This is a genomic window from Bradyrhizobium sp. TM102, assembly GCF_009176685.1.
GTDB classification, from domain to species: Bacteria; Pseudomonadota; Alphaproteobacteria; order Rhizobiales; family Xanthobacteraceae; genus Bradyrhizobium; species Bradyrhizobium ottawaense.
In genome coordinates this window covers 2,810,027-2,831,507 of record NZ_AP021855.1, presented here as the reverse complement: position 1 = coordinate 2,831,507, position 21,481 = coordinate 2,810,027, and the positions used below count along the sequence as shown (strand labels likewise).

The window sequence follows — 21,481 nt, the reverse complement described above, 5'->3', positions numbered from 1 at the left end:
GCGCATGCGGGCTTCCATGCCGGGCCAAATATTTGCCTTACCCTTGCATAGCTCTAGCTCCGTTGCTTCCGTCCCAAACGCGTAAGGAGTCCGTCGATCACTGGCCAGAACAGCAGGACGATCGCCAACGTCGTGATCGAGCCGACCAGGCCGTTCGACCAGAACACCTTGAGGTCGCCGCCGGAGCCGATCATCGACAGACGAAAGGCATCCTCGGCGCGATTGCCGAGCACGAGCGCGAGGGTGAACGGCGCCAGCGGAATGCCGATCTTCTTGAAGACGTAGCCGACGATGCCGAAGCCGAGCATCAGCCAGATGTCGAACATCGCGTTCTGGATCGCGTAGGCGCCGATCGCGCAGGACACCACGATCATCGGCGCCACCGCGGCAAACGGCACGCGCAGGATCGAGGCGAAGATCGGCACGGTCGTCAGCACTAGCACGAGGCCGACGACATTGCCGAGATACATCGAGGCGATCAGGCCCCAGACGAAGTCCTTGTGCTCGACGAACAGCAGCGGCCCCGGATTGAGCCCCCACACCATCAGGCCGCCGAGCAGGATCGCGGCGGTGCCCGAGCCGGGAATGCCGAGCGCCAGCATCGGCAGCAGCGCCGAGGTGCCTGACGCATGCGCCGCCGTCTCCGGCGCGAACACGCCCTCGATGCGGCCCTTGCCGAAACTTTCGGGATCCTTGGCGAAACGCTTGGCGAGGTTGTAGCCCATGAAGGAGGCCGCGATCGCGCCGCCGGGGGTGATGCCGAGCCAGCAGCCGATGAAGGAGGAGCGCAGCAGCGTCGCCCAGTATTTCGGCAGGTCCTTCCAGACGCCGAGCACGACGCGGAGCGAGATGCTGGCGGCGTGCCCACGCAGCGCCAGCCGCTCCTCCATCGTCAGCAGGATCTCGCTGATGCCGAACAGGCCGATCACGGCCACCAGGAAGTTGATGCCGCGGAGCAGCTCCGGCGAGCCGAAGGTCATGCGGAGATTGCCCGACACGGTATCCATGCCGATGCCGGCGAGCAGCAGCCCCAGCGACATCGAGATTACGGTCTTGTGCTTGGCCTCGCGCCCCAATCCGACGAACGAGCAGAATGTCAGCAGATAAACCGCGAAAAACTCAGGCGGGCCGAACTTCAGCGCAAAGGACGAGATCATCGGCGCGAGGAACGTGATCAGCAGCACCGCGACCAGCGAGCCGATGAAGGAGGATGTGAACGCCGCGGTCAGCGCCTCCGCCGCCCTGCCCTGCTGCGCCATCGGATAGCCGTCGAAGGTGGTCGCGACCGACCAGGCTTCGCCGGGGATGTTGAACAGGATCGAGGTGATCGCGCCGCCGAACAGCGCGCCCCAATAGATGCAGGACAGCATCACGATCGCCGAAGTCGGATCCATCGTGAAGGTGAGCGGCAGCAGGATGGCAACGCCGTTGGGACCGCCCAGCCCGGGCAGCACGCCGACGAAGATGCCGAGCACCAGCCCGACCATCATCAGGACGAGCGTCTTCCACGTCAGCAGGACGGCAAAGCCGTGAAGCAGGAGACCGAAAGCTTCCATCGCGGGACTGCCTAACGGCCGAAGGCCGCTTCGAGCGGCCCTTTCGGCATGATGACGTCGAAGGCGACATCGAATGTGACGAACATGATCGCCGTGAACACAAGAGCGGTGAGCAGCGACTTCCACAGCGCGATCTTGCCGACGAGGCGCATGAAGCCCGAGATCAGGAGGAAGCTCGCGACATAGAGGCCGAGGAACTGCATCACGAGGCAGAACAGCAGCGTCGGCACGAACACCGCCATGACGCGGCGGGCCTGTGCGCGCGTGACGAAGGTTCCGGACGCCGCACGCCGCGCCAGCAGCGCCACGATCAGGCCGTAGAGGCTGCCGCCGCCGAGGATGACCGAGAGATAGAACGGAAAATAACCGGGTTCGGGCCCGGTCGAATCCCAGGACGCGCCTGTGCGCCAATTGTCGTAGCCGAGCGTGACGGCCAGCGCGAGCAGCAGCAGGCAGACGACGATCTCGATCGTGCCGGAGGAGACGACGGAAGGCGAGTCGTCTTCAGGCGCGGTCGGATCGTCGACGACGATTTCAAGATCGGTTTGGGACATGCTCTAACAACAAACGCTGCGGCTGATCCCCTCTCCCCGCTTGCGGGGAGAGGGTCAGGGTGAGGGGGAGTCTCCACAGTGACGGTGAAAGTTGAGCTCGCGGAGAGTCCCCCCTCACCCGGATCGCATCTTACGATGCGATCCGACCAATCCCCGCAAGCGGGGCGAAGTGAAGAAGGCGACTACTTCGCGACGAATCCGGCTTCGGTCATCAGCGACTTGTTGATGGCATCATCCTCCTCGAGGAACTGCACCATGTCCTTGCCGGTGAGGAAGACCGGCTTCAGCGCCTGCTTCTCCATGTAGTCCTTGTACTCGGCGGTCTGCGTCACCTTGTGGAACAGATCGACGTAGAACGCCTGCTGCTCAGCCGTCACCTTGCCGGGCAGGAACATCGCGCGCAGCATCAGATATTGCACGTCGACCCCCTCCTCCTTGCAGGTGGGGATGTCAGCCCAGGATTGGGTGTCCGTCACCTTGCTGGTGTAGGAGATGCGCTCCTTGTCGAACACGCAGAGCGGACGAACCTGGCCGGCGCGCCAGACTTCGAGGTTTTCGGATGGATTGTTGACGTTGGCTTCGGTGTGGTTGCCGACCAGCTGGGTCGCGGCCTCGCCGCCGGACTTGTAGGGCAGATAGGAGAATTTTGCGCCGGTCTTCTGCTCGAGGAAGACGGTCAGCACGTGATCCTCGCGCTTGGAGCCGGTGCCGCCCATTTTGAACGGCGCGCTGGCGGCCTTCGCGGCCGCGACAAATTCCTTCACCGTCTTGGGGCCCGCGCTGTTGTCCCAGAGCACGAACTGGTCGAGCGCGACCACCGAAACCGGGGTCAGCTCACGCCAGTTGAACGGGATCTTGGCCGACAGCGGCAGCATGTAGATCAGCGAATAGGCGATCAGCACCTTGTTCGGATCGCCCTCGCTGGACTTCATGTACATCAGCGCTTCCGCACCCGAGGCGCCGCCCTTGAGCGAGACCACGATCGGCTGCTTCATCAGATTGTTCTTCTGGATCGCGGCCTGCATCATCCGCGCCATCTGGTCGGAGGCGCCGCCCGCGCCCGCCGCCACCACGATCTCGACGGGCTTTGCCGGCTCCCAGCCGGCAACAGCCGGCGTGCCGCAAAGCGCTACTGTCAGCGCAATTGCGGCCTTCATTCCATGTCCCACGGGCGTCTTCCCTATGTTCTTGTTCGGATTGGAAATTCAGAGATGAATTCAACGACCATTGTGCTGGCGAATCCGGCCAAGTTCAAGCCATCCGACGTCATCCCCGTTATGACTTTGGAATGAGATCCGAAACGAGACAAGCCTCGCGCACCTGAGCTACAAGCGATCCGCCGGGCTCGCGGAGTTAGCCGTGGCCCTGATTAAGGCCTAAACTTATTTTAGAAATGGGCCAATTCGATTAAGCGTAATTTCCGAAAATACAAATAAGCTAAGAGTGATGAGTGATGCCGCGCCTGCTCTATATCAACGAAAAATTCGGCCACGACGCGACAATCATATTGGACAGCGGAGACGCCTGCTGGATCTCGGTGGGCAAGAAGGGCGTCTTGGTGCGTTCGCACAGGCATAGCTTTTGGGGCGGATTGCTGGGAGGCCTCTTTGGCCCGAAGCTCTACCAAGAACGAAATATCTATCAGGCACTAAGTGTTGCCCAAGCTCTAGCGGCAACGGTTCGGCCGGTTCCACAAATTCGGTGCAAGGACATGATGCTGAGGGCCTTTTGTACAACAGTCTGGCAGTGCTCTTCACCTGAACGCGTTAAGGCTGTACTGAATGATCCGGCATTGCTCGCGGCGTAACATTGTTGCGCTTCCCTAAGCCGATTTTTGCTTCCACGCAGCGCTTGCAATTTTCGGATCTGACCATATTGCTGAAATATGAATACGCGTAGAAAAGTAAGTTTAGACCTCGACCACGAGCGGCGAAGAACGCGGTGGAAAGTCCAGTGGGGAGTTCCCGCCCGAGCCGCTGGCGGCGCCGCAAGGGCAGCCGCCCTATCACGTGACGAGCGCAGGGAAATAGCTCGGAAGGCCGCTAAAGCCCGCTGGGCGAGACACTTGCCGCAAGCGACGCATGAAGGCATCCTTCAATTCGGAACCATCGAGATTGAGGTTGCGGTCCTCGACAACGGGCAGCGCGTGATCACTCAGACTGGCTTCATGGTGGGCCTAGGCCGCATTCGCCCGCCCAAAGGACGTTACAGGAGCGGCCCCAATCTCCCTGCTTTTTTGACAGTGCAGAGTCTCAGGCCGTTTATCGGCGAAGACCTTTTCGCGATAGCCGACCAGATCGAATTCCGCACCAAGCAGGGCGTTAAGGCGTTCGGGTACGCGCCGAACTTCCTGCCAAAGGCCTGCGATGTCTTTGCGCGCGCACAACATGCTGGAGTCCTAAAAGCCACTCAGCACGGCATCGCCAACCGCGCCCAAATTATCGCTAAGCAGCTCGCACGCTCATGCACGATGCGCCTCATAGATGAAGCGACGAGTTACCAAGAAATTCGCGAGACACAGACGCGGCGGAAGGCTCATCGGCGCGAGGAATGAAACTAAAGCTCCCCAAGGTTCCGCGGCATCAAATTAGGATTGGACTTATTTAGTTTAGCGCCGAGCCATAGCCTGATTAGCGAAATGGAACAGCGAGGCAGTTGGCAGTAAATTTGCCGTAGCGCGTCGCTATCCGATGATGTTGCTCGATCCTGTTGAAGAACCGCTCAATTGATTGCCACCGCTATAAGGACTCCGCATGAGCTTCCTTCAAGACGTCCTTATTGTTTTAATGCTGGCCGGCGCTGGTACAGCCGTGTTCGCCAAGGGTGGGTCGCAGGATCCAAAACCTAAATCGCAATGCCTCGTGAATGCTTCCGAACTGCCGTCGGGTACACCAAAGGTCATGTGTCCAACCCGCAGCTCACCGGGAGGCTTTTGCGTCTGTCCAAGATTCACTAAGGACGGCGAGGCAGACGGACACTTTGTTGGGACGGCAAGATAGCCAACCGGCTCCCTTGACAACCGGTATTGTACGCCTGCGCGACGTGCAAAGACCGGCATTATTGAGATCGCTTGGGCGACGGCTGTCGGAGGCGCGTTGGGACTGGACATGGAGGCGCAATGCAGCGGTCTCTTGAAGGACTTGCCCTTCCAGTTCGACGCGCGCTTGTCCGTGGCGCTATTCATGCGAGACCGGAATGGCATTCTGCCGTTCGCGGTGGCTTTTTCGGTGAAGGCCCAGGCCGTATTCTTGAGCCCTTTCGTATTGGGCATGATTCTGCGCCGCAGGATCCATGTAGCGTGGCTGGCCACTGTTCCTGGGATCTATCTGCTCCTCGCCATTCCAGTTCTCGTCGCGAGCAGATCCTTTGTCTCCGTGCTCAGCGTCTATATGGACCAGATTAACACTTTTGATCGTCTCTTCATAAGTGCAGCGAACATCTGATATTCGCTTCGGGCACACCGTACGCAATCGGAGTCGCCGTAGGCGTAGTGCTTGCAGCGGCGAGTGGGCTTGCGTTGTCGGTTTTCATCGCGCGCTCCAAGCGCTCGGAGCCGGAGTTTATTCTGCTTGTCGCGTGTGTATCGCTCATGCTCATGCCGTACCTACTGCCGAAGATGCACGAGTGCTATTTCTACGCGTTCGAACTTGCGTCCATCGCCCTGTCCTGCATCAATCTGCGCTATCTGCCGTTCGCGGTTATTGCCCAAGTCGACGGTGTATTATCCTATCTCGCATACGATCGCGGGATCGCCATGGGTCTGCCGCCGGCAGCGCTCTGCAACACCTTTCTCGCATTCTATCTCGTGCTTGATCTTTGGCGGGGCGAAGAAAGTGGATTTCGCGTTCCCAGGCTTGCCTGGCTTGGCTTTACCGTGTCGGCTGCGGGGGTGCTGTGCTATTTAATGCTCGCAGGAAGCGGGTGGAACATGTCCCCCGCCTACTTGATCGCTACAGGCCTTGCCACGGCAATGACGGTGCGGCTCCTCAAAGAGTCGCATCGCGCCTCGGCCAGCGGCCCGGAAAGGTTGCGTTGAGTTCAACTCTCGGCACTTGGTGCGTCTTCTCTTCGATATCTGCGAAAGCGGGTGATAGCGCCGCCGAGCTAAAAGTGCTGCAATCGGACGTGCGTATTGGCGTTGCGTATCCTGGAGTTGCTAATCGGCGCTAAGCAGCGCCACGTCTGCTCAGGGTCCACGAGCGGACAGATCGGCGGACGCCGCGGCGGGTCAGCTATGAGCCCAAAAGCTGACATCGCCACCGCTTCCGCCGCTCCAATCCTATCGCGCCGCTCATTGAAGCCGCCACTCGTCGCTGATGATCCACCGAGAACATCTGAAGGTGTCGCTGAAGGCCCTGAAGCGGAATGCTGGCGCTCGCAGGAGCTGCTCACTATCCGACAACAAAAAGCCCCGGACGACGCCGGGGCTTTGAGCTGCTGATTTTGATCGGGTTGGGCAGATCAGTACTTCGCGACCACCGGGCCGCCGAAGCGATAGCTGACACCCGCACGCACGGTGTGGAACACCGGATCGTGCTCGTAGGAGAAGCCGGGGAACGAGACGGTGGAGTTGTTCCGGAAGGTGCCGAAATCGGTGTAGCGGTACTCAACACGGGCCGACCAGTTGGGCGTGAAGCCGTATTCCCAGCCTGCGCCGACTGTCCAGCCGGTGCGGGTGGTGGAGACGGTCTCGAACAGCGCGTTCGCGAGCACGTAGGTGTGGTCCATATCCGCCCAGGCCGCACCACCGGTCACGTAAAGCAGCGAATTGTTGAAAGCTACACCGAGGCGACCACGGATAGAGGCCTGAGCGTCGATCCGGAAGTCCGTGCCGTTTGTGTTTGCCAGGCGATAACCGCCCTTGACGTCGGCGCCCTCTATGTCGCCCTCGAGACCGAAGACGAATTGGCCAAACTGCCAGTTGTAGCCAATGTGACCACCGCCAACGAAGCCATCAGCGTTGAAGCCTTGGACGAAGCCAGTGGGGGCGCCCGTTGCGGTGACGAACTCACGGGTGCTGTTATCACCCCAAGCGTAACCGGCCTGCGCACCGATGTAGAAGCCGGTCCAGTTGTAAACGGCGGCGACAGGCGCCGGCGCCTTCGTGTAAGGCCGGGCGGCCAGATCGGCCGCTGACGCGCCGGCGGTGCCGAGGACAAGAGCGGTGGCGGCGATGGCGAGCTTTTTCATTATCTTCCCCAATTTTTAGACATGGAATGCGAGCAATTTGATGATGCAACATAGCCGAGGAGTCGCGCTAAGCATGTCACCTGTACGCCACAGCAGAGATCATTTAACCGGTTCCTACAGGCGAACTTTCGGGTCGCGCAATAAGGGCAGTGACCCCGCCTCCCGCTCGCATCAATCGACCATATTTCCCACCGGGAGGCCGGGTTTAGTCGCGGTCCGAATTTCAGAATTTTGACAAGAATCTCAAGGACTTGCGCCAGCTTTGGAATGAAGTCAGACAAGTGCTCTATTCTTCACAAGCCCAGCCGGAGCGAGCGCGGCTGCGCCGAGGTAAGCGTGGTCCGGCTAAGGGCAGAGGCGGAAACTGCGGCATGCGGACGCGGGGGGCACACGGTTTGTAGAGCCAATTGGACTTTCCCTGTTCGACCGTTTCCATGAATGTTGCGACTTAGTGACTGCCAATGTCGCCTCCCCCATCCCGCTAAGAAGCTGAACCACGTTAGCGAGCCGGAGACCACGTGAAGATCAACCTTCCCGAGATAGACCTTAAGACCGTGCAAACCCTTGGCAGCCTCGAGCTCCAAGACGAGCTCGGACGGCCCGTTGGCCGATACTTTTTCGGAAAGGGGCAGGGTCGAACCGTTTTCTTATTTGGGAAGTACAAGGGGACCTTTAAGACTCACGCAGAATGCCGAGCCTTCATCGACGGCGTGCTTGCGGTGATCCCCTCACCATTCTCCTGACTTTGCTTGGGCTCGTTACCGCAGTAACGACGAGTCAATAAACATCGGGCGCCTCGAGTAGGCTTTGGGTCACAAGCGGCCGTCGAAGCACCCCGGCCCCGCCGTCGGCTCTACCGATGACAACCGACATCGCAGCGCGATCCGGGTGGTTCGGCTTTGCGCCAGAGGCGGCCTTAATGGTCTGCAAACCTAATTCTCGGGGACCTGCCGGCTGACGGTGCCCTCGTGCTACCTTAGCGGGCACGTCACCTCTCAGCATTCGTTCCACTCTTCTGCTCGTCCTTATCGTCGGGGGCACGTCCAGCATCTATGTGTTTCTCGGCCTCAACCTGATCATTGGACTGATAAGGTTGGGCCTAGCCGGCCTCCTGTACGTTCCGTTCGCTAAGCGCTACGGGTGGGGCAATGAAGGGCGTCTTACGAGGCATCTCAGTCGCCCGCCGTTCGAAGACTCACGTCTGCGCATGCGAACGCTGCTCAAGATTGTCCTAGTGGCGGCCTCCGCTGCGACCCTGACCACGTTGCTCTTGATCATCGTCTTAGACGGCATCTTGGGGATCCAATGGAGCAGGACGTTTCAAATACTGAGTTTGCGACAGGGCTGTATCTCCTACCCGCCATTATCTTCATTGAGTTCTATTTGCTCACGAACGATGGCTCGCCTACGGAAGCGAGCATTTAGCTCGTTTACTGCCCGCCTGAAACTTGATGTTCAAGTTGGTGTTGAACGCTCGCACCGCATCGGCGCTGTTGCCGGGTATCCGAAGTCCCCCGCTTTTGATGACCGTCCGGTCGAACTTCTCCGCTGTTGCAACCGTTCTTCGCTAGCTTGACGTTCGAATCCGTCACCAAATTCTCAAAATCACGGAAACCAATTTCGATTAGGCTGAGGCGGTGCCCAGCGTCTTTCTCCGACTTTCCGACGCCCGCGATCCGCAACACGGAAGCCGCGACCGGGACGACACTGATGCGCTGGCGCATCAGTTATCACGCGCTGTAGCTTCGCGACAGCTCGAGGAACATGTATTTCGATTCGCCGGACGCAGGCTAGCTCGCCGTCCCTATGCGGTGGCGCAAGAACGGTCAGCTCAGCGCGAACTCATCTTCGCAGTGATCGCATCGGGTGGCTTTGAGCATGCGTGCATTTTGCTCATTCAGTTGTGACGGAATTTGGCTTCTTACTACCTACGCACGATGGTCCGGGCTTTGCACCGGTTCGTTCCAATTCCGGAACGCGGCGAAGCAAAGTCGCAGGCGTTGCAGATTTACCACCCGCATAAACATTCCAGATACTAAGCTCGTCCATTGAAACGCCGAAACATATTTCATGTTATTTCATACGAACAGCGGGGACGCAAAATGTTTGATGTCTATCGCAATGAGAAGCGCGACTTTCTCGTTCTAAGCACAGGCTCTGCAATACCCGTAGTTTGCTCTCAGAATAAATGGCGCAAGAGAAGAAAAAGAGTTCTCAAAGTCAGCGACGAGATCAAGGCAGCAGTTCAGCGAGAGGGCTATTACGTTCGTAGCTTGCGTGTCACCAGGGATGATAACCCAGCTCGAGCACGCCGGCTTACTATATAGAGATAGCACGAAGGAGCCGACCGGCAGCTTGAACGCGAACGGTCTTAGGCGGTTAAGTCTTCTCCGGACCATCCATCTGTGCCAGCCCAGCCTCGATCACGATGATATCTTCCTCGATCTGCTGAAGGGTTGTCCGGTAATCAAAACCGGTGCGTGCCTTTAGGTCCACGGCCAGCTTCCGGCGCTGCATGCGCAGATCGTCGAGAGCCCTCCTATCGTTCAGGCTAACGTAACCGTCCACAATAAGCTCGATTGCGCTTGGCATCCTCAATCCTAGTCTCAATGACCACCCGCAACGATTAGCCCATGACACTCTTCACGACGGCATCTCTTCGCAGATTGTGGCCGACAACCGTCAAATGGGACCCTATGATCAGGCCGAGCCGCCTTAACGTCAGGAGGGCAAGAGGGTCGCAGAGTTCGATGGAAAGTCCGGCTCCCAATATCGCAATGGCGCGTTTTTGATCGCTATCGAGATCGGCCCATGAAATGTCCATCACGCGCCTCCGCTAAAAGGAATTATCTAAAACCCAAACGCGTGCCTGATACCGTTGGTTAGATATCGATCCAACTGCGCTGTGCTAATCAGCGCCACAACTGCCACCGTGAAGCCCTTAAACATTGGGGCTCTCCTTCAAGAGACCGCCAACCGGGCGTGTCGAAGTATTTAAACTGGGTTATCGGAATTGCGCTGCCGCCTGTGGCGACCTAATACAGCAAATGGTGACAGTGACTAGTAACGAGTTCCTTAACGGGCGCAAATATGGATGCGAGCGCCATGGGATGAGCGAGGACGCTGCAACGGCCGTTGCCCGGTGATGCGCCGTGATGCTGGCGCCGAGGGAAGATCGAGCCTTTGCCTAAGGTTCTGAACACTTGTCCCGGTGAGCTTCGGCCCCATATTCGACGTATGCGACTCACCGATATCCACGACCAAGCAATCCAAGCCCGCATGGCGCTCATCGTCGGCGCAAGGACGTTCGACCGTCTCTTAGCAGGCGTGCGGTTCGATGAAGTCGATGGGGACATCCTGTTCGTCTACGCCAAGGACGAGGACACGGCCGCGAAGATTGAGGATGCATTCGCGCTGCACATTTCGATCATTGCCTCAAAGATATTGGAGCGCGAGATCAACATCGTGATGGTGTTGCCGAGACAACTCGTCAGTTGAGCTTTCGACTGAGGCCGGGAGGGCGGCGGTGGACGTGGCATTGTCCGGTCTGCTGCGGACAGCCGACATGGAATTCACTGACCGTTACGAGGAGCACCCCAGAACCAATCCGCTCTCCCAAAGATTCAGCCATAAGTTGCAGGAATCTCGGATTGCATATAGACTTGCTACTTTACGCATAATGAATATTGAAATTGGGATTGTTCATATGGCCGATAGGTTTGTCGTGGGCACCCGTTTCAAGATGAGTGAGCTTGGGTCGCTTCGATGCCCACATTTGGCTCACGAGGTCGGCTCGGTCGTCGAAGTCAGCCTTCGCACCACTGGCGTTACAGTGCTCTTTGATGGTGCTGCAAGACCGACCGTCCTGCATTCGGAGTACATCACTCCTCTATCCGAGTAACAGAGGTGGAAGCCACCCTTGCTAATGCGGGGAAACGAGCGCGGCCATACCGAATGCCACCACGCAGGCGGCGGCGAGTGACCACAGTATTATGGCGATCTCTCTAGACATGTGACTGCAACATCACGCGCTGCACACGGTTCCAAGCGTGTTATTCCATGAAATAAAGGCTCGTGATCGCCAAGGCGAACAGCAATGCACTACCAGCCATCGCAATGGCAAAACAGACGCGAGTTGGGATCGAATACCTGTCGAACTGGGGTTCTCTGATCATGCTACGGCTACCCCTTACCTTGGAGCAAGACCGGCAAATGTGACGAGTGGGACCAGTAAATTCTCATTAGAGGTCGGCGTCGAGATAATTCGGTTCCGCAGCAAGCGACTGTTGATCCCGCTTCTCGAAGTCCGGCTTCGGGTCACTTGCGGACTTTCGCCCAAGCATCGACGCACGTCAGCTAGGGGGCCAGAAGCGGAAGTTGGCCGCGTCCCCTTTTACGGCTATTTCGCCGGTACTTTGATCAAGTCGGCAGTATAAATCACCACAGCATCATCGCCGGTGTTTTTATGCCAATGCACTGTACTGACACCCTCAGCCGTGGTGTCGCCTGGGTGGAATGTTTTTGAACTGCCGTCTTCGTTTGTGACGGCATCCGTCCCTTGATGGAAATAGACAACCGCGGGCCGGTCCTTGTGGTTGTGCAACCCAATATGCCCGCCCGGCGCGATGTTCAAAACACGCAGCCTCAGTTGCCACCCTGCCATACTTGGAATTTCCTTGCCGAGGTCGATGACGACGGTCTTAGGGGTGGTGTATCCTTGGTTGTCCTTCGGGGCATCTTCCGCGAATGCGATGTGGGCGGAAGCTGTTAAAGCTAACGCAATGGCAGCGCGTAACGTCAGCGATTGACGCATTTCGTTGTCCTCCCTTTGGAATTGCGCGGGTTGACGCCCGCATTCGCGCTGGAATTGCCGGCGCTCTCTGATCAGCAAGCAAATTGAACGCAGCAACCTCTCATTTGTCTATTATACGTTCGCAGCGGCACACCGTAGGAGACGCTTGTCCATCCAGACTCGTCCGCAACGGGGGCGCGAAGGCAAAACTTGGCCGCGGCCTCGGTGCGTGGCCTACCGGCCGGAAACGGACGTAGCTAGGACGGTGTGCGCCACGTCCGGATCAAAATAGAAGAACTCAGGTCGAGCAAATCTGGTCCGGTTCGCCGCGATGAGCGGACCTCCATTAGACGCGGCGCAACTTCGCAGATGGGCCACAAGCCGACATCGTCTGAGTAGGCATTTTGGCCGTTCTGTCGTATAGTCGCGTCCCCGAGGCCCAGTGCTATGGTACAGGATCGCCCCGCCCCGATGGAGCGCAGGTTGGCAGCGATATTGGTTGCTGACGTCGCTGGCTATTCGCGGCTCATGCACAATGACGAAGAGGCTACGCACGCCAAGGTAACGGCCCTCCTAGCGCATGTTGTCTTACCAGCGATTGCCGAACACGGCGGACGTGTCGTGAAGAACACCGGCGATGGGTTCTTGGCGGAGTTTACAAGCTCAGTTGAGGCGGTTCGAGCCGCTGTGCAGTTCCAAATGCGCATCAACGAACTTACAAAAAACGAGGAGGAACACAGACGTATTGCCTTTCGCGCAGGCGTCAACATTGGCGACGTGATCGTCGAGCCACACGACATCTTTGGCGACGGCGTTAACATCGCGGCTCGGCTCGAGGGCATCGCCGATTCAGGCAGCATCTGCATATCCTCCGCTGTCCACGATCAAGTCAGAGGTAAGGTCGGCATTGAGTTCGTCGATCTTGGCGAGCTCACCCTCAAAAATATCGCCCGGCCTGTCCGGGCCTTCGCCCCGGCCCGGGATAGACAGGCGCTCGGACGGGCTGAGCGGGCAAAGCCGGTTGCGCTTTTGCCACCCCGTCTTTCGATCGTTGTACTGCCTTTCGCTAATCTCAGCGGTGATCCCGCGCAAGACTACTTCGTCGATGGCGTCACCGGGAGTCTGACCACAGACCTCTCGCGCATCAGCGGCTCCTTGGTTATCGGTCGGCACACCGCGTTCACTTACAAGGGCAAGTCAGTCGATCTCAAACAGATCGGTCGCGAACTCAACATCCGCTACGTGCTCCAGGGGTCGGTCCAGCGTGGTGGAAGCCGCCTCCGGGTCAATGTGCAACTGACCGATGCGGAAAGTGCCGGCTATTTGTGGGCCGAGCGTTTCGACAAACCCGTCGCCGACCTGCTGGAAATGCAAGACGAGATCGTGGCCAGACTTGCCCGGACTCTCGACGTCCAATTCGTTGCCGCAGAGTCGCGTCGCGCGGCAACAAGGTTGAATCCCGATGCGGCCGATCTCTATTTCCAGGGCCGCTATTCCTTAAACAAGGGATTGACACCCGAATATCTGGCCGAAGCTCGTTGTTTTTTCGAACAAGCCCTGGCGATTGATCCTGATCATATCGATGCCTTGAGCAGGACGGCGACGGTCGAGGCCGCACTTGGAGTGTTGTTTCTAACCGACCGTCCCGACGAACATTTGGCAGCAGCAGAGACAAAAGTGCTGAGGGCGCTGCGCCTTGCGCCTGACCATGCCTGGGCTCATTTCACTTTGGCCATTGCCTCATCTGCACCAATCGCGTAACCCAAGGTATAGCTGAGTGCGAGCGAGCCTTGGCGCTGGATCCAAACTTGGCTGACGCTTACGAGATGCTGGGCGTTGCGAAGAATTACATGGGTTGCGCTGCAGATACCGAGGCCCACATCAATGAAGCCCTGCGGCTCTCTCCTCGCGATACCTCCTCGTTCCGGTGGATGAATACGGCCGGCTTTTCCAAGCTGCTGATCGCTGCCGATGCTGAGGCAGCCGTCTGGTTTGCTCGAGGAATCGAGGCCAATCGAAATTATCCCCTGCTGCATTTCGGATACGCTGCAGCGCTCGCGCTTCTCGGGAGGTTAGACGAGGCGCAAGTCGCAGCGAAAGCAGGACTAGCGCTTGATCCAGGGTTTACCATCCGCCGCGTCAAAAGCGCTCCAGTGATCGGCGAGGCGGCGTTCGTCACCGGCATCAAGCGCTTCATTAAAGGATTGCACATTGCCGGAGTACCGGAAGGATAATAGCGGCGATCGACCGACTTCCAAGTCAGCTAGAGTATGAGGTCCGCTTTGGGTTACTTGCGGACTTTCGACCACATCGACGAACGTCAGTTTTGGGCCATAAGCTGACTTACCACGCGTGCGCACCGGAGAATGCCGCGAGATATGCGGCCCAATCAAACGCAAACGGACCCAAGCCGGTACGTGGGGTCTGTGGCTCGAAACCGTTTTCGTATGCAAAGTCAGACCACCTCACCGAATTTCCGTCACGAGATACAAAGACGGTGATGGCTCCGCAAGCGAAGTCGCCACATTCGGGACATTCAAACAACACCGCTCGGTTACCAACTCCCATGCGCAAGTCTGACGTCAGCATAGTCACCGACTTGACGTTCATACGGCCAGCCAACTCAGGCTCGAAACGGGGGTCCGAAATGCACCCACACATGTCGGAAAGAGACGCGCCCGTGGCTTCGAAGAGGGACGCTCCGTTTACGACAAAATCAAAGGTGCGCCTCTCGCGTTTTGCAGGATCGTCGCAGCCCTTTCGATGGAGCGCCACAAGTTCGAGTTGATCTACATTTCGCGCCATGCCGTGCAGTTCCGCAAGTGACCCTCAAAAATATTAGCGGTCTACGGCAAGACCGCCAAGTCCGCTTCCGGGTCAAAACCGGCAATGCTCTGATTGAGCAGAAAATTTCTGCTTAAATCTCAAAGCCGACGTCTGCGCCTTTATGCGTACACGCCCTAATATGGCGCAGCCGGCCAAGGACGCGAGCTACTTGCCCTTCCAGTTCGGCGTGCGCTTGTTGAGGAAGGCATCCATGCCTTCGCGGAAATCTTCGCTCATATAGGCTTTCAGGATCAGGTCCTCGCCCTCTTCGCGCGACAGCGTGCGGCGGATGCGGCGTACCGCTTCCTTGGTCGCTTCCAGCGTGAGCGGCGCGTGGCTGGCGACCAGCTTTGCAGTCTCGTCGGCGCGGCGCTGCAGCGTCTCGACGTCAGGCACGACCTCGTTGAGCAGGCCAAGCGCGAGGGCCTCCGGCGCCTCGACGAGGCGCGCCCTTAAGATCAGATCCTTGGTGCGGGCAGGTCCGACCAGCGCCACGACGCGGCTGATGTTGGACATCGACAGGCAGTTGCCGAGCGTGCGCGCGATCGGAAAGCCCATCCGCGTCGTCTCGGTGCCGATGCGCAGGTCGCAGCAGGCCGCGATGCCGGCGCCGCCGCCGGTGCAGGCGCCGGCGATCGCCGCGATCACGGGCACGCGGCACTGCTCGAGCGTGCCGAGCACGCGGTCGATGCGGGCCTCGTAGTCGAGTGCGTCCTGCGCGGTCTTGAACGCACGGAACTGGGAAATGTCGGTGCCGGAGGCGAAGGCCTTGTCGCCGGCGCCAGTCAGGATCAGCGCCTTGATCGAGCGGTCAGCGTTGATCTCCTGGCAGATCTCCGCCATGCGATCATACATGGCGAAGGTCATTGCGTTGCGCGCCTGCGGGCGGTTGAAGGTGATCCGCGCGATGCCGTCCGTGACGGAGTAGAGCAGGTCTTCGTTCGTCGTCGTCGGTGCGTTCATCGCGCGCTCTCTTCTTTTGGTTAGGTCGGTTCAGGCCAGTTGAGCCTTTAAGCCACCTGGGCCTTGGACATCGGCACCGCGTCGCGTCCCTTCAGGACGTCCATGGCCGCCAACACGCCGCCGCTCCGGTGCGGGATCTTTGCCAGATCCAGGCCCATCTCGACGCCGGCGAGCGTGCCCATCAGCATCAGATCGTTGAAATGGCCGATATGGCCGATGCGGAACACCTTGCCCTTGACCTTGTTCAGGCCGGTGCCGAGCGACATGTCGAAGTTCTCCAGCACCACCTTGCGGAAGGCGTCGGCGTCGTGGCCATCAGGCACGCGCACGCCGGTCAGCGCCGGCGAGTGTGCAGCCGGGTCGGCGCACTGCGTCTCCAGGCCCCAGACCTTGATCGCGGCGCGCGTCGCCGCGCTGTGGCGCTTGTGGCGGCTCCAGACGTTCTCCAGCCCCTCCTCTTCCAGCATCTTGACCGCTTCGCGCAGGCCGTAGAGCAGGTTGGTGGCGGGCGTGTAGGGGAAGGTACCGAGCTTGTTGAAGTTGATGACTTCCTGCCAGTCCCAATAGGAGCGCATACCGGGGTTGGCCTTCGCAACGGCGAGCGCCTTCTCCGAGACGGCGTTGAAGCCGAGGCCGGGCGGCAGCATCAGGCCCTTCTGCGAGCCCGCGACCGAAACGTCGATACCCCAGGCGTCGTGCTCATATTCCATCGAGCCGAGGCCGGAGATGGTGTCGACCATCAGCAGCGCCGGATGCTTGACGCGGTCGAGCAGCTTGCGCACCTCCAGCGGCGGCGTCACGCAGCCGGTCGAGGTCTCGTTGTGCACGACGCAGACGGCCTTGATCGCGTGCTGCTTGTCGGCGACGAGGCGCTTCTCGATCTCGGCGAGGTCGGCGCCGTGGCGCCAGTCGCTCGGGATGAAGTCGACGTCGAACTTGAACTTGTCGGCGATGCCGCGCCACAGCACGGCGAACTGGCCGGTCTCGCACATCAGGAGCTTGTCGCCGGGCGCGAACACGTTGACCATCGCCGCTTCCCAGGCGCCGGTGCCGGACGAGGGGAAGATGATCACGGGCTGCTTGGTGCGGAACACCCGCTGCATCGAGGCGAGAACCGCAAAACCGAGCTCGGCGAACTCCGGACCGCGATGGTCCAGGGTCGGCATGTCCATCGCCCGCAGCACCCGGTCGGGCACGTTGGTCGGTCCTGGAATCTGTAAGAAATGCCTTCCAGTGTGCACGGTCATCGGCGTCCTTCCCGGTCTTTGAAGCTTGTCTCGGCTTTGGCGTCGGTCGGCCCGAATTCGGAGCTCCCGCGAGCCGCTCGCATATCACTATTCGCCGGGCTTGTCCCTCGCCCGGCGAGGTCCGTCAATGCACAAGAAGCAGGGCTCGCTTGCCAAGGGCCGTGACGGGAGGCAAGACGGTGCCGGCGAACAGGCGAAAGCGGACCATGGCGGCGGAAGTGGCTGGAAAATCACCGGAATCGGCCCAAACGGACGGCCTGGCGGCACGCCTGGCCCGGGAAATCACCGGCGATGTCCTGTTCGACCGCTTCAGCCGTGGCCGCTACGCCACCGACGCCTCGTTCTACCAGATCGTGCCGGCCGGCGTGGTCGTGCCCAAGACCATGGACGAGGCCCTGCTGGCCCTGGCGATCACCCGCGATGAGGGGCGCAAGGTGACCCCGCGCGGCGGCGGCACCTCGCAATGCGGCCAGACCGTCAATGACGGGATCGTGGTCGATCTGTCGAAACACCTGAACCGCATCCTCTCGCTCGACGTCGAAGGCCGCACCTGCGTGGTCGAGCCCGGCATCGTCCTCGACGATCTCAACCGGCAGCTCAGAAAGCATGGCCTGTGGTTCCCGGTGGACGTCTCCACGGCCTCGCGCGCCACCATAGGCGGCATGGCCGGCAACAATTCCTGCGGCGGACGCTCACTCCGCTACGGCACGATGCGCGACAACACGCTATCGATGGAGGCCGCGCTTGCCGACGGCACGCTCGGCCGTTACGGCGAGGTCTCGCGCGATCTCTCCGATCTCGACGCGGGCAACAGCGCCCGCGCCCTGTTCCGCGACATGCTCGATCTCGGCACGCGCGAGGCCGACGAGATCGCCGCGCGCTTTCCAAAAGTGCAGCGCCGCGTCGGCGGCTACAATCTCGATGCGCTGGTGCCGCGCAATGCGCGCAACAACATGGCGCACCTCCTGGTCGGCTCCGAGGGCACACTGGCCTTCACCACCAAGGTCGAGCTGAAGCTGTGGCCCGTGATCCGCAACAAGGCACTGGGCGTTTGTCATTTCGGCAGCTTCTACGAGGCGATGGATGCGGCCCAGCATCTCGTCAAGCTGAAGCCGATCGCGGTCGAGCTGGTCGACCGCACCATGCTCGCGCTCGGCCGCGACATCGCGATGTTCCGCCCCATCATCTCTGCCGCGATCAAGGGCGATCCGGACGCCGTGCTGGTCGTCGAATTCGCCGAAGAAGACCAGGCGGACAACCTCGTGCGCCTGAAGCAGCTCGGTGAGCTCATGGGCGATCTCGGCTTCGGCTGGACCAACGACAAACGCAAATGGGGCGGCGTGGTCGAGATCACCGAACCCGCGCTGCAGAGCGGCATCGCCGATTTCCGCGCCGCCGGCCTCAACGTCATGATGTCGATGAAGCAGGAGGGCAAGCCGGTCTCCTTCGTCGAGGATTGCGCCGTGCCGCTGCCGCACCTCGCCGACTACACCGCACGGCTGAAGGAGGTGTTCGCCAAGCACGGCACCAGCGGCACGATGTATGCGCACGCCTCCGAGGGCTGCCTGCATGTGCGCCCGGTGTTGAATTTGAAGCTGGAGAAGGACGTCAAGGCGATGCGCGCCATCGCAGAGGAGGCCTTCGCGCTGGTGCGCGAGTACAAGGGCTCGCATTCCGGCGAGCATGGCGACGGCCTGGTGCGCTCCGAATTCCACGAGACGATGTTCGGCGAGCGTCTCGTCGCCGACTTCCGCGAGGTCAAGCAGCGCTTCGATCCCGATGGCGTGCTCAATCCCGGCAAGATTGTCGATGCGCCCAGAATGGACGACCGCTCGCTGTTCCGCTTCAAGCCCGACTATCGGGTCGGCGAGCTGAAGACCAAGCTCGACTGGTCGGCTTATCCCGGCGCCGGCGGCGGCTTCCAGGGCGCGGTCGAGATGTGCAACAACAACGGCGCCTGCCGCAAGCTCGAGGGCGGCGTGATGTGCCCGTCCTACCGCGCCACGCGCAACGAGAAGGACGTCACCCGCGGCCGCGCCAACACCCTGCGCCTTGCGATTTCAGGCCAGCTCGGCCCGGATGCGTTGTCCTCCGACGAGATGATGGAAACGCTGAAACTCTGCGTCTCCTGCAAGGCCTGCCGCCACGAATGCCCGACCGGCGTCGACATGGCCAAGATGAAGATCGAGGTGCTGGCCGCGCGCGCCGCCTCGCACGGCCTGACATTGCGCGACCGCCTGGTGGGTTATCTGCCGCGCTATGCCGGCCTCGCCGCGCGCTTCGCGCCGCTGGCCAATTTACGCAACCGCAGCCCGCTGCTCCGAAAGCTGTTCGAACGCTTTGCCGGCATCAGCGCACGCCGCGCCCTGCCCGCCTTCCGCAGCGACGTGTTTGCGCCGGCGGCTGACGTGGTCGGGCCCGTTGATGGCCGCGAGGTCGTGCTGTTCGCCGACACCTTCAATCGCATCTATGAGCGCGAGAACCTCGATGCCGCGCTGCGCGTGCTCGCGGCCGGCGGTTATCGCGTTCACTTGCCGAAGCCCACCAGCGGCAGCCGTCCGCTCTGCTGCGGCCGCACCTTCCTGTCCGCAGGCCTCGTCGATGAAGCTAGGGTCGAGCTCGATCGTCTCGTGGCCGCGTTTGCGCCCTTTGCGGCGCGCGGCGTACCGATCGTCGGCCTCGAGCCGAGCTGCCTGTTGACGCTGCGCGACGAGCTCGCCTCGCTGCGCAAGGACAACGACGCCAAGGCGGTCGGCGCGCACGCGCTGACCTTCGAGGAATTTCTGGTGCGCGAGGCCGAGGCCGGCCGGCTGCAACTGCCGCTCGGCACCATCGCTCACAAGGCCGTCGTGCACGGCCATTGCCATCAAAAATCCTTCGGCGCCTTCAAGCCGGTCGAGCAGGTGCTGCGGCTCGTCCCGGGCCTTGCGGTCGAGACCATCGAATCGAGCTGCTGCGGCATGGCCGGCGCGTTCGGCTATGGCGCGGACACCTATGATGCCTCGATCGAGATGGCCGAGCTGTCGCTGCTGCCCGCCGTGCGGCGCGCAGACCCGACGACTCTCGTCGTCGCCGACGGCACCTCCTGCCGCCACCAGATCCATGACGGCACCCGGCGCGAGGCGCTTCACGTCGCGCGCGTGCTGGCGATGAGCCTCGATCGTACTGAGACCAATTCCACCTCAACTGCTGCAAAGGAAACCAGCCATGGCTGACCTCACGCTCGACACCGCCCGCAAGATCCTCGATGCCGCCTTCGCGAAGGCCGGCGAACTCAAGCTGAAGCCGCTGGTCGTCACCATCCTCGACGCGCGCGGCGTGCTCAAGCTCGCCGCGGCGCAGGACGGCACCAGCCTGATGCGCGGCGAGATCGCGCATGGCAAGGCCTATGGCGCGCTCGCCATGGGCATGGGCTCGCGGGCGCTGTTCCAGCGCGCCCAGGAGCAGGCCTTTTTCATCGATGCCGTGAACACCATCGCCAAGGGCGCGCTGGTGCCGGTCCCCGGCGGCGTCCTGATCATGGATGGCGCGACGCTGCTCGGCGCCGTCGGCGTCTCCGGCGACACCTCCGACAATGACGAGGCCTGCGCGGTGGCGGGCATCCAGGCGGCCGGGCTGAAGCCCAACGCGGGGTAAGGTCTCGTAGGGTGGGTTAGCCCTGTGGGCGCGCAAAGCGCGGCCGCAGGGCGTAACCCACCTCTTCCGCTTCTGCGGGACAGACAGTGGTGGATTACGCTGACGCTAATCCACCCTACGACACCTACAAGCCCTTGCGCCACCCGACGGGCGAAACACCCATCGCTCGGTCAACCGTCACATCCCAAAATATTCGCCTTTACAGAATTTCTGATTTATCGCATTGTCGCCCCATCCTGATCCCGTGACAAGGGGCGGTCGTACGTCGTCACGAACCGCGGATCGGGCGGCGGTGGACGCTGGGCAGCGCCGTCGCGGATGTGAGACGCAGGGCGGGGCGATGGATTGAGCCGAACCCTGTGAGCGTCCCGCAAGCCGCGTTGTACGAACGGCGCTCGATGCCTGCCAGGCCCTTGGGCGAAGACGCCCTGGGGCAGAGCGGGAAGCCTGCGTACGGCAAAACCGTGTGGTCCTGGCCGTCGTTGCTACGGTCAAGCCCCGCGAATGCGGCGTCGCTTCGACCGAGGCGCGTCCGTGACTTTCGCGGAAGTGACGGAGGCAAGACAGAACTCGTCTCCGGGGAGAGCACGCATAAGCCGTCAAACCACTGCGCAGGGAAGGCCGGATGTTGGGCTGCCCTGTACTGCTCCTGTGCCTTGCGTGTGCATCATTCTTGCACGGGAGTCTTGCGGGTGCCAGCCGGCGCCCGGCCTTCCC

At 60.7% G+C, this 21,481-nt stretch carries 20 protein-coding genes; 11 read left to right on the top strand and 9 right to left on the bottom strand.

What is annotated here, in order from left to right:
- Positions 1-53: 53 nt before the first annotated feature.
- From GDN70_RS13345 to GDN70_RS13335, 3 genes are all read right to left on the bottom strand, one after another.
- Positions 54-1,556, bottom strand: a complete 1,503-nt coding sequence (locus GDN70_RS13345; RefSeq protein ID WP_038947223.1) for a tripartite tricarboxylate transporter permease — start codon at positions 1,554-1,556, stop codon at positions 54-56.
- 11 nt (positions 1,557-1,567) lie between these two features.
- Positions 1,568-2,110, bottom strand: a complete 543-nt coding sequence (locus GDN70_RS13340; protein WP_152102644.1) for a tripartite tricarboxylate transporter TctB family protein — start codon at positions 2,108-2,110, stop codon at positions 1,568-1,570.
- A 182-nt stretch (positions 2,111-2,292) separates the two neighbouring features.
- Positions 2,293-3,267, bottom strand: coding sequence for a tripartite tricarboxylate transporter substrate binding protein (locus GDN70_RS13335; protein ID WP_173015801.1), 975 nt, complete (start codon positions 3,265-3,267; stop codon positions 2,293-2,295).
- Positions 3,268-3,563: 296 nt separating this feature from the next.
- Here GDN70_RS13335 and GDN70_RS13330 point away from each other — a divergent pair, with 296 nt between their 5' ends.
- The 4 genes from GDN70_RS13330 (at position 3,564) to GDN70_RS35480 (ending at position 6,146) form a co-directional block, all read left to right on the top strand.
- A complete protein-coding gene (locus GDN70_RS13330) occupies positions 3,564-3,917 on the top strand; it encodes a hypothetical protein (protein ID WP_152102642.1) in 354 nt (117 codons plus the stop codon).
- A gap of 258 nt (positions 3,918-4,175) precedes the next feature.
- Positions 4,176-4,664, top strand: a complete 489-nt coding sequence (locus GDN70_RS13325; protein ID WP_152102641.1) for a hypothetical protein — start codon at positions 4,176-4,178, stop codon at positions 4,662-4,664.
- 541 nt (positions 4,665-5,205) lie between these two features.
- Positions 5,206-5,553, top strand: a complete 348-nt coding sequence (locus tag GDN70_RS35485) for a hypothetical protein (RefSeq protein ID WP_244625879.1) — start codon at positions 5,206-5,208, stop codon at positions 5,551-5,553.
- Positions 5,554-5,627: 74 nt separating this feature from the next.
- Positions 5,628-6,146, top strand: coding sequence for a hypothetical protein (locus tag GDN70_RS35480; RefSeq protein WP_244625878.1), 519 nt, complete (start codon positions 5,628-5,630; stop codon positions 6,144-6,146).
- A gap of 425 nt (positions 6,147-6,571) precedes the next feature.
- Here the strand turns inward: GDN70_RS35480 and GDN70_RS13315 are convergent, their stop codons facing one another.
- Entirely contained in the window at positions 6,572-7,300 is a 729-nt protein-coding gene (locus GDN70_RS13315; RefSeq protein ID WP_152102640.1) for an outer membrane protein, read from the bottom strand.
- A gap of 2,102 nt (positions 7,301-9,402) precedes the next feature.
- Here GDN70_RS13315 and GDN70_RS35475 point away from each other — a divergent pair.
- Positions 9,403-9,627, top strand: a complete 225-nt coding sequence (locus GDN70_RS35475) for a hypothetical protein (protein ID WP_152102638.1) — start codon at positions 9,403-9,405, stop codon at positions 9,625-9,627.
- Positions 9,628-9,679: 52 nt separating this feature from the next.
- Here GDN70_RS35475 and GDN70_RS13300 read toward each other — a convergent pair whose 3' ends face one another.
- A complete protein-coding gene (locus tag GDN70_RS13300; RefSeq protein ID WP_152102637.1) occupies positions 9,680-9,892 on the bottom strand; it encodes a hypothetical protein in 213 nt (70 codons plus the stop codon).
- Positions 9,893-9,926: 34 nt separating this feature from the next.
- On the bottom strand, positions 9,927-10,124 hold the full coding sequence (locus tag GDN70_RS13295; RefSeq protein ID WP_152102636.1) for a hypothetical protein: 198 nt from the start codon (positions 10,122-10,124) through the stop codon (positions 9,927-9,929).
- A 413-nt stretch (positions 10,125-10,537) separates the two neighbouring features.
- On the opposite strand from GDN70_RS13295, the gene GDN70_RS13290 reads away from it, so the two are divergent.
- Positions 10,538-10,798 (top strand): hypothetical protein, encoded by a 261-nt coding sequence (locus GDN70_RS13290; RefSeq protein WP_152102635.1) that lies wholly within the window; start codon positions 10,538-10,540, stop codon positions 10,796-10,798.
- A gap of 67 nt (positions 10,799-10,865) precedes the next feature.
- The gene (locus GDN70_RS13285) at positions 10,866-11,201 is read left to right on the top strand and encodes a hypothetical protein (RefSeq protein ID WP_152102634.1); all 336 of its coding nucleotides are present in this window, start codon (positions 10,866-10,868) and stop codon (positions 11,199-11,201) included.
- 498 nt (positions 11,202-11,699) lie between these two features.
- Here GDN70_RS13285 and GDN70_RS13280 read toward each other — a convergent pair whose 3' ends face one another.
- Positions 11,700-12,113 carry a cupin domain-containing protein gene (locus GDN70_RS13280; protein WP_152102633.1) on the bottom strand — a complete coding sequence of 138 codons (414 nt, stop codon included), beginning with the start codon at positions 12,111-12,113 and terminating at the stop codon, positions 11,700-11,702.
- A 462-nt stretch (positions 12,114-12,575) separates the two neighbouring features.
- Between GDN70_RS13280 and GDN70_RS13275 the strand changes: the two genes are divergently transcribed.
- Together GDN70_RS13275 and GDN70_RS35800 are read left to right on the top strand one after the other, a co-directional pair.
- On the top strand, positions 12,576-13,853 hold the full coding sequence (locus GDN70_RS13275) for an adenylate/guanylate cyclase domain-containing protein (RefSeq protein ID WP_371731563.1): 1,278 nt from the start codon (positions 12,576-12,578) through the stop codon (positions 13,851-13,853).
- A gap of 47 nt (positions 13,854-13,900) precedes the next feature.
- On the top strand, positions 13,901-14,326 hold the full coding sequence (locus tag GDN70_RS35800; RefSeq protein WP_152102631.1) for a hypothetical protein: 426 nt from the start codon (positions 13,901-13,903) through the stop codon (positions 14,324-14,326).
- Positions 14,327-15,083: 757 nt separating this feature from the next.
- On the opposite strand, the gene GDN70_RS13265 is transcribed toward GDN70_RS35800, so the two are convergent.
- Both GDN70_RS13265 and GDN70_RS13260 read right to left on the bottom strand, forming a co-directional pair.
- The gene (locus GDN70_RS13265) at positions 15,084-15,881 is read right to left on the bottom strand and encodes an enoyl-CoA hydratase/isomerase family protein (protein WP_152102630.1); all 798 of its coding nucleotides are present in this window, start codon (positions 15,879-15,881) and stop codon (positions 15,084-15,086) included.
- A gap of 47 nt (positions 15,882-15,928) precedes the next feature.
- On the bottom strand, positions 15,929-17,128 hold the full coding sequence (locus GDN70_RS13260) for an alanine--glyoxylate aminotransferase family protein (RefSeq protein WP_028142551.1): 1,200 nt from the start codon (positions 17,126-17,128) through the stop codon (positions 15,929-15,931).
- 206 nt (positions 17,129-17,334) lie between these two features.
- On the opposite strand from GDN70_RS13260, the gene GDN70_RS13255 reads away from it, so the two are divergent.
- Together GDN70_RS13255 and GDN70_RS13250 are read left to right on the top strand one after the other, a co-directional pair.
- Positions 17,335-20,343, top strand: a complete 3,009-nt coding sequence (locus GDN70_RS13255) for an FAD-binding and (Fe-S)-binding domain-containing protein (protein ID WP_173015800.1) — start codon at positions 17,335-17,337, stop codon at positions 20,341-20,343.
- Positions 20,336-20,764, top strand: a complete 429-nt coding sequence (locus tag GDN70_RS13250) for a heme-binding protein (RefSeq protein WP_018319272.1) — start codon at positions 20,336-20,338, stop codon at positions 20,762-20,764. Before GDN70_RS13255 ends, GDN70_RS13250 begins: the two co-directional genes overlap by 8 nt.
- Positions 20,765-21,481: the final 717 nt, after the last annotated feature.